The 6,902-nt window shown below is 40.3% G+C and carries 2 protein-coding genes; both read left to right on the top strand.

Translation table 11 applies throughout. The features are described 5' to 3' along the window. Positions 1–303: 303 nt before the first annotated feature. Complete coding sequence (locus PN450_RS00530; protein WP_271835013.1) at positions 304–4,992, top strand: transporter substrate-binding domain-containing protein; 4,689 nt, start codon at positions 304–306, stop codon at positions 4,990–4,992. Between the two features lie 145 nt (positions 4,993–5,137). After that, on the top strand, positions 5,138–6,580 hold the full coding sequence (locus PN450_RS00525; RefSeq protein WP_148766353.1) for a phosphoglucomutase/phosphomannomutase family protein: 1,443 nt from the start codon (positions 5,138–5,140) through the stop codon (positions 6,578–6,580). Positions 6,581–6,902: the final 322 nt, after the last annotated feature.

Here is a 6,902-nt window from a genome sequence, read left to right as displayed (position 1 = left end):
TAGATTTTGATGACATTTTTGGTGATTTACTGTTTCTCAAATGCCTTTTTTCACTTTATCTGTTTGTTTTGATGCTCCCTTTGATTTTCATCTCCGTAATTTCCCTCTGTAACATTTTGGGGTGCGGAATGTGGGTTAGAAGGCTCATTCTCTGCCAAAACTGATTTATCTGTAGGCTACGATACCTATGGTATTGAACAATGGCAAAAATCAGATTTCAGTTTAGAAGATGTTTACAAAGTCCTAGACGGTTTCTACCTCAGTGACTTGAATGCGTCTGGACAAGATAAAGATGAGTTTGCTATGCAAGCAAGGATAGCAGTCGGTGCTGGTATAGATGTTGTCTTACTTAGTGCTTTTGTCAAAGGTGGATTAGAAGCTTATGTAGGCTTTGATTTAAATGATGTAGGAGAGAAAACAAGTACAAGTGATGGCAAAGTACGAGGTTCAGAAATCATCTCACGTCTGAATACACCCCTAGAGTTATTTGAACTTTACGGTGATTTGTCAGCTTTCTTGAATATCACCGTCAAAGCATTAGGGATAAATGTTTTTAACCAGGACTTGGCACGGATCAAAATCGCCGAATTTAGTATTGGCGCTAATGGAATTACTGGTAAAGTCGGGAATGCACCTCAGATCGGTTCATTAGTATATTGGGATGTGAATTTCAATAGTAAATTCGATGGCAATGAACCTTTCACCTTTACAGATGGCAATGGTAATTACATCCTAGAGATTCCTCAAGAGTACGACCTGAATCGAAATGGTACTTTTGATAACAACGAAGGACAAATCGTTGCTGAAGGGGGAATTGATACCACCACTGGTTTGACAGTAAAAACCAAATTAATTGCCAGCGCCGACTCCGCTATGGTGACACCTTTAACCACCTTAAAATCAACGCTGATTCAGCAAGGATTAACAGGTGAGGAAGCGAATAATCTGATTAAAACCATCTTTAATCTTTCCTCTGATGTCAACATTGATAAATATGATCCCTTTGCAGCTATTGGGGAAAATGACATTAATGGGGTTGAGATTGCCATAGATCATATTAAGGTGACGAATCTGTTACTTAATGGAATCAGCTTCTTAGAAAACGCGGGTTATCAACCAGAAAATGCGGAAACTCAGGTAATTATCGCTTTAAAAGAAGTCCAGCAAACAGTTGAGAGTTTTAGCGTCAGTAGCCTCAGTAATAGTGATCACATTAAATTACTCTTGACGAAGTTAAACGCAAAACTGGACAACTCGACTATTAGCGAGGAAACCTTAGCCGAAATTGCGAAATTGGTAGCTAACAGTAATCACCTAGTTGAGGATATTAGCCAACAGGCTTTAGACCGCTCAATAAGTGATGTTCTCCCTAGTATTGCTCCTATCAAAAAGACGGTTTATACTTCCGTACCTGCTTTAACTGCACAACTGGTCAAAGGGGAAATTACCTCAGAAGAGGCAGAAACACAGTTAGATAAATTACTCAATGCCAATACCTTCTTGGTAGAGTATCAAAACTTTAGTGCCAACCGCACTGTTAAAGTCATTACTAATGATATTCTCACCGAAGGGGTAGCAGGAACGGGACATTTTACTATTGAACTGGGAGAAGCAGCCCCCAGCCAAGGGTTGAAAATTCTTTACACCCTCTCCGGGACAGCAACATTAGGACAAGATTACAATTTTGAAGGCTCAAACTTTGGAGAAATCACCATCAAAGGTGGAGAAAGCCGGGCTATTCTCAACCTGTCAGCCATTGATGATGACCTTAAAGAAACCAAAGAAACCATCTCTCTTAACCTCAAATATGTTGGTAATGGTTACATCCTTGACCCTATTGCCAAAACTGCCCTAATTACTATTAACGATAATGAAGCAGATAGTGTCAATAGTAGTCAAAAAGGTTTAGAGTTCAATGGTACATCAGGTAAAGACACTATTATCGGCACAAACAAAGACGATATCCTCAAAGGTGGTAATGGTAACGACTCACTCACCGGAAATGCAGGTAACGACATTTTAGATGGTGGTGCGGGAAATGATACTATTTGGGGAGGAGACGGCGCTGATATATTAGAAGGTCGCTCCGGTACAGACTCACTCAATGGTGGTGCTGGTGATGATAAACTTTTTGGAGGCACTGGTAATGATATTCTTGTAGGAGGCACTGGTAATGATCAACTACAAGGTGATGCCGGAAATGATCAACTTCAAGGTAATGAAGGTAATGATGTCCTAGAAGGTGGTACGGGTAATGACTATTTAGCTGGTAACGCAGATAACGACTGGTTATTAGGGGGAGCAGGGGAAGACATCCTGGAAGGTGGTGAAGGTGCAGACTTACTCAATGGTGGTGAAGGTGCAGATGTATTCTATTACAGCACTCCCACTCAAGGAATTGACTTCATTCTTGATTTTGACCCAACTCAAGGCGATATTATCCAAATTTCCAAGACGGGTTTTGGTGTTAATAATTTAGAACAATTTAGTTTCTTGGTTGGTACGCTCCAATTTAACGGAGTAGATATTGCCTTAATCCAAAATGATGGACAAACCTATAACACATTCCCCAACTTAGCAAACATTATTCAATTAGTAGATGAACCTACTTTCCAAACTGCTGTTGTTTCCGAAGCATCTGCTCATAGTCAAATTGTCTATAGTTCAGCAACTGTAGACATGGTAGAAAAACCAAACTTGACAATTTATGATGAGATTATCAACCGTGGTTATTTGAAAGTTGCTACCTCATCACAAACTACTGGTTTTGACAGAGAATTTACTAAAATATTAGCTGCTGCCATCTTCGGAGATGCAACTAAGATTGAATTTGTAAATGCAGATTTGAATAGTGGTTTTGAGCTTGTTAGCAATAAAACCGTTGACATTGGTGCTAATCATACTATTCAAACCGCAGAAGGGGATCTTACCCACAACATTGATTTCAGTCCTACCTATTTCTATGACCACAATTCCACCAAAGAAGCCATCGGTTTGATTGTGCCGGAAAATGATTCACAATGGGCGGATATAGTTCGTTGGGTAACTTATGTACCCATGCAAGCCGAAGAATTTGGGATTACCTCTGCAAATATCGCTCAAGTTATCGCTCTCAACACTGATGATAATCCTAATAATGATTCTGAAGCAGGTATTCGGCGCTTTTTAGGAATAGAAGGGAATTTAGGCGAGGGATTAGGATTACCAAATAACTTTGCGGCTAAGATTATTGAAGACATAGGTAATTATGGTGAAATATATGAGCGTCATTTCCCAGAAGCAGAAAGAGAAAGGAATTTATTGTGGACAGAAGGTGGTTTAATCTATTCTCCTCCTTTCTCCGGCACATCCCAAGATTTAGAATTGATGGAGAATAGTAACCGGAATGTACTGACCGAACTTTTAAAGCGTGGTAAATTGATTGTCGGTACTAATGGTAGAAATCCTGGTTTTTCCTTCCCTAATGGCAATGGTAACTTAGTCGGTTTTGATGTTGATTTAAGTAAAGCACTAGCTTCTGCCTTATTTGGTAATACTCAGGCTGTAGAATTTCGTCAGTTAAACAACCGGGAAAGATTCACACATGTCGCTAATGGTGTTGTTGATATTACTGTCCATCAAGTCACCCATGATTTAGTCAGAGATGGTCAATATGGAGTAGATTTTACACCTATATACTTCTACACAGAGCAAGGAGTTTTAACCAGGAAAGATAATGGTGTTGTTAACCTTCCAGATTTGAATGGTCGGAAAATAGGTGTCAGTGCTGGTACTAACTCGGCGCAAAATCTTGAAGATATCTTTAAAAAGTATGGTATCACTGCCGAAATTATCAAATTTACAACTGCTGAGGAGCTTAGTGGCGCTTATTTACTAGGAAAAATTGATGCGATATCTCTTGATACTCCCTTGTTATATGCAGCAATGGCTTTTTTACCAGATCCTGATAACCATCATTTACTCAATGCCAACATTAGCAAACAACCTCTAGCGATGGTAATTGATGAAAATCAATCGGATTGGGGCGATGTAGTCCGTTGGGTGACGCATGGTTTAGTCCAAGCACAAGAATATGGTATTACTTCCCAAAATATTGATGAAATTTTAGCCCGCAATACCGATAACAACCCCAGTAATAATGACAGCAGCGAGATTCGTCAATTTTTAGGGTTAGAAGGCAATATCGGCCAAATGCTTGGTTTATCAAGTGATTGGGCTGTGAAGATGGTAAAAGCAGTTGGTAATTATGGGGAAATTTACCAACGGCACTTTAATACAGATGTTTTACGTCGTGGACAAAATGAATTAGCTACTGATTTTGGCTTACAAACTGCTCTACCATTACGGGCAGGTGAATTCCAGGAAGGATCAGATCCCATCACTAAACCTCAAGACCTAGTTTCCGGTACACCTGGCAACGATAAACTCATGTCCCCCATAGATTTGGATGGCGAACAGGATATAGTATTTACTGGCGCTGGAGATGATGAGGTAGATGTCAGTTTGGCTCCAGTTGGCGATAATAATATCTTTGGTGGTAGTGGTGCAGATACTATTTATGTGAGTAAGGGCGATCGCGTCTTTGGTGACGTTGGCAATGATATCTTCTATGCTATTGATGGCAAAGGTGGTAATCGGATGTCCGGTGGCGCAGGAAATGATACCTTCTTCTTGGGTGCAGGCGATCGCGCTCTTGGTGGTGAAGGTAACGATATTTTCTACCTTCAACAGGGTGGTGGTAACTTAATCTCCGGTGGTGCTGGTGCTGACAAGTTCTATATCCTCACTGGTGATATACCTGCTACTACCAACACCATTATTGACTTCGATATGGGTACTGATGTCTTAGGTATTCGTGGTCAAGGCGCTGGTTTTGATTTCAATGACCTGACTTTAATTGACAATAGTATTATCGTAGGCAATACAACTATTGCGATCTTGAACGGAGTTGATACTACCAGGTTGACTGCTACTAATTTCAGCTTTATCTAAAACTTAACGGGTGACAATGTGGCTAAACAGCTTGTTTCATAGGGGATAGAGCCTGAATGTTGCCACATCTCATCTTCAACCGCTTTGTCACCTGTTAAGAACTGACTAATGTTAAAATTCTCAGTGAGAAATTTAGGATATTTTTATGTCAGTTGTAACTAACCCAATCAAGTTTGGTACAGATGGTTGGAGGGGTGTGATAGGTGAGGAGTTTACCTTTGAACGCTTGGCATTAGTCGCAACCGTAGCAGCCAAAGTTTTACATAATACTTACTTTTCTGAAGTAGGTAGCCGGACGATTATTGTCGGTTATGACCGCCGATTTATGGCGGAAGAGTTTGCCCGTGTGGTTGCCAATGCCGTCACCGCAGTTGGGTTTGATGTCCTGTTTAGCGAAACCTTTGCCCCCACTCCGGCTTATAGTTGGGCGGCTAAAGAACTCAAGGCTTTAGGGGCATTAGTTGTGACAGCTAGTCATAATCCTGGTGCATATTTAGGATTAAAAGTTAAAAGTGCTTTTGGTGGTTCAGTGCCACCGGAAGTTACTCAAGAGATAGAGGCTTTGTTATCAGAAGAAGTTGCCCCAGCGGCGATTTCAGGTAAGGAAGAAACCTTTGATCCTTGGCCAAGTTATTGTCAAGCATTAGCGGCTAAAGTTGATATTGACAAAATCAAAGAAGTTATCAATTCTGGCAAATTAACAGTATTTGTGGATGTCATGCACGGGGCTGCGGCTGGGGGACTAACACGATTATTAGGGGAACAAGTCAAAGAAATTAATAGCGACCGTGATCCTCTATTTGAAGGTGGTGCACCTGAACCTTTACCAAAGTATCTTTCCCGGCTATTTACAGTTATGAAAACTCATCGGGAAACCCATAAAACGGGTTTAACTGTGGGTTTGGTATTTGATGGAGATTGCGATCGCATTGCCGCAGTAGATCAAGATGCTAATTTCCTCAGTTCCCAAATCTTAATTCCCATCTTAATTGACCATTTAACCCTACGGCGGAACTTTCAGGGCGAAATCGTTAAAACTGTCAGCGGTTCGGACTTAATGCCCCGTGTAGCCGCATTACACAACCTTTCTATCCATGAAACAGCAGTAGGTTATAAATACATTGCTGACCGAATGTTAGCGACGCAGGTATTGCTAGGTGGTGAAGAATCCGGTGGCATTGGTTATGGTAGCCATATTCCCGAACGTGATGCTTTATTATCGGCACTTTATGTATTAGAAGCTGTGGTGGAATCTGGTTTGGATTTAGGTGAATATTATCGCTATTTACAACAACAAACTGGTTTTTCATCCAGCTATGATCGCATTGATTTACCTTTAGCTAATATGCAAGTTAGAGGGCGACTATTAGACCTTTTACAATCCCAACCTTTGACGGAAATTACGGGTAAAGAAGTCATTGGTTGTCAAACAATTGATGGTTATAAATTCCGTTTGGCTGATCAAAGTTGGTTAATGATTAGATTTAGCGGAACTGAACCAGTTTTACGTCTTTATTGTGAAGCCGCAACTCTGGAAGAAGTTCATCAAACCCTAAATTGGGCAAAAAATTGGGCTGAATCCAATTAATTAATAACTTCAATTCCTAGTCGGTTTTAACCGACTTTAACTATGAGACGGGGAATTTATTCCCCGGATAAATGGCTATTTTGTAAGATGTTGTTTGGGTATTTTATCGGGTTTTGGTGATGGGTTGGGGACTTTATTGCGATTTATCTAGAAACGGGTTTTAATCAATTTCCTCTCTTAATTAGGGCTTGCTGAATAAAGCTAAAACCTGGATAAATTAAGAGATTCAGGGGATAGAAGATAGAAAATGTGCAAGAAAAAGGGTTAAAATGGGTAAAACCTCTTGCAGCAAAAAGCGTTAAAATGTATAGAAAAGAGAAAC

Source organism: Dolichospermum lemmermannii CS-548 (assembly GCF_028330815.1).
GTDB classification, from domain to species: Bacteria; Cyanobacteriota; Cyanobacteriia; order Cyanobacteriales; family Nostocaceae; genus Dolichospermum; species Dolichospermum lemmermannii.
The sequence above is the reverse complement of the archived record's forward strand: the minus strand, read 5'-3'. Positions and strand labels throughout refer to the sequence as shown.

What these genes read in the sequence shown, in the direction of transcription:
- PN450_RS00530 (WP_271835013.1), top strand. Translation starts at nt 304, where the DNA reads ATGCAAGCAAGGATAGCAGTCGGTGCTGGTATAGATGTTGTCTTACTT.
- PN450_RS00525 (WP_148766353.1), top strand. Translation starts at nt 5,138, where the DNA reads ATGTCAGTTGTAACTAACCCAATCAAGTTTGGTACAGATGGTTGGAGG.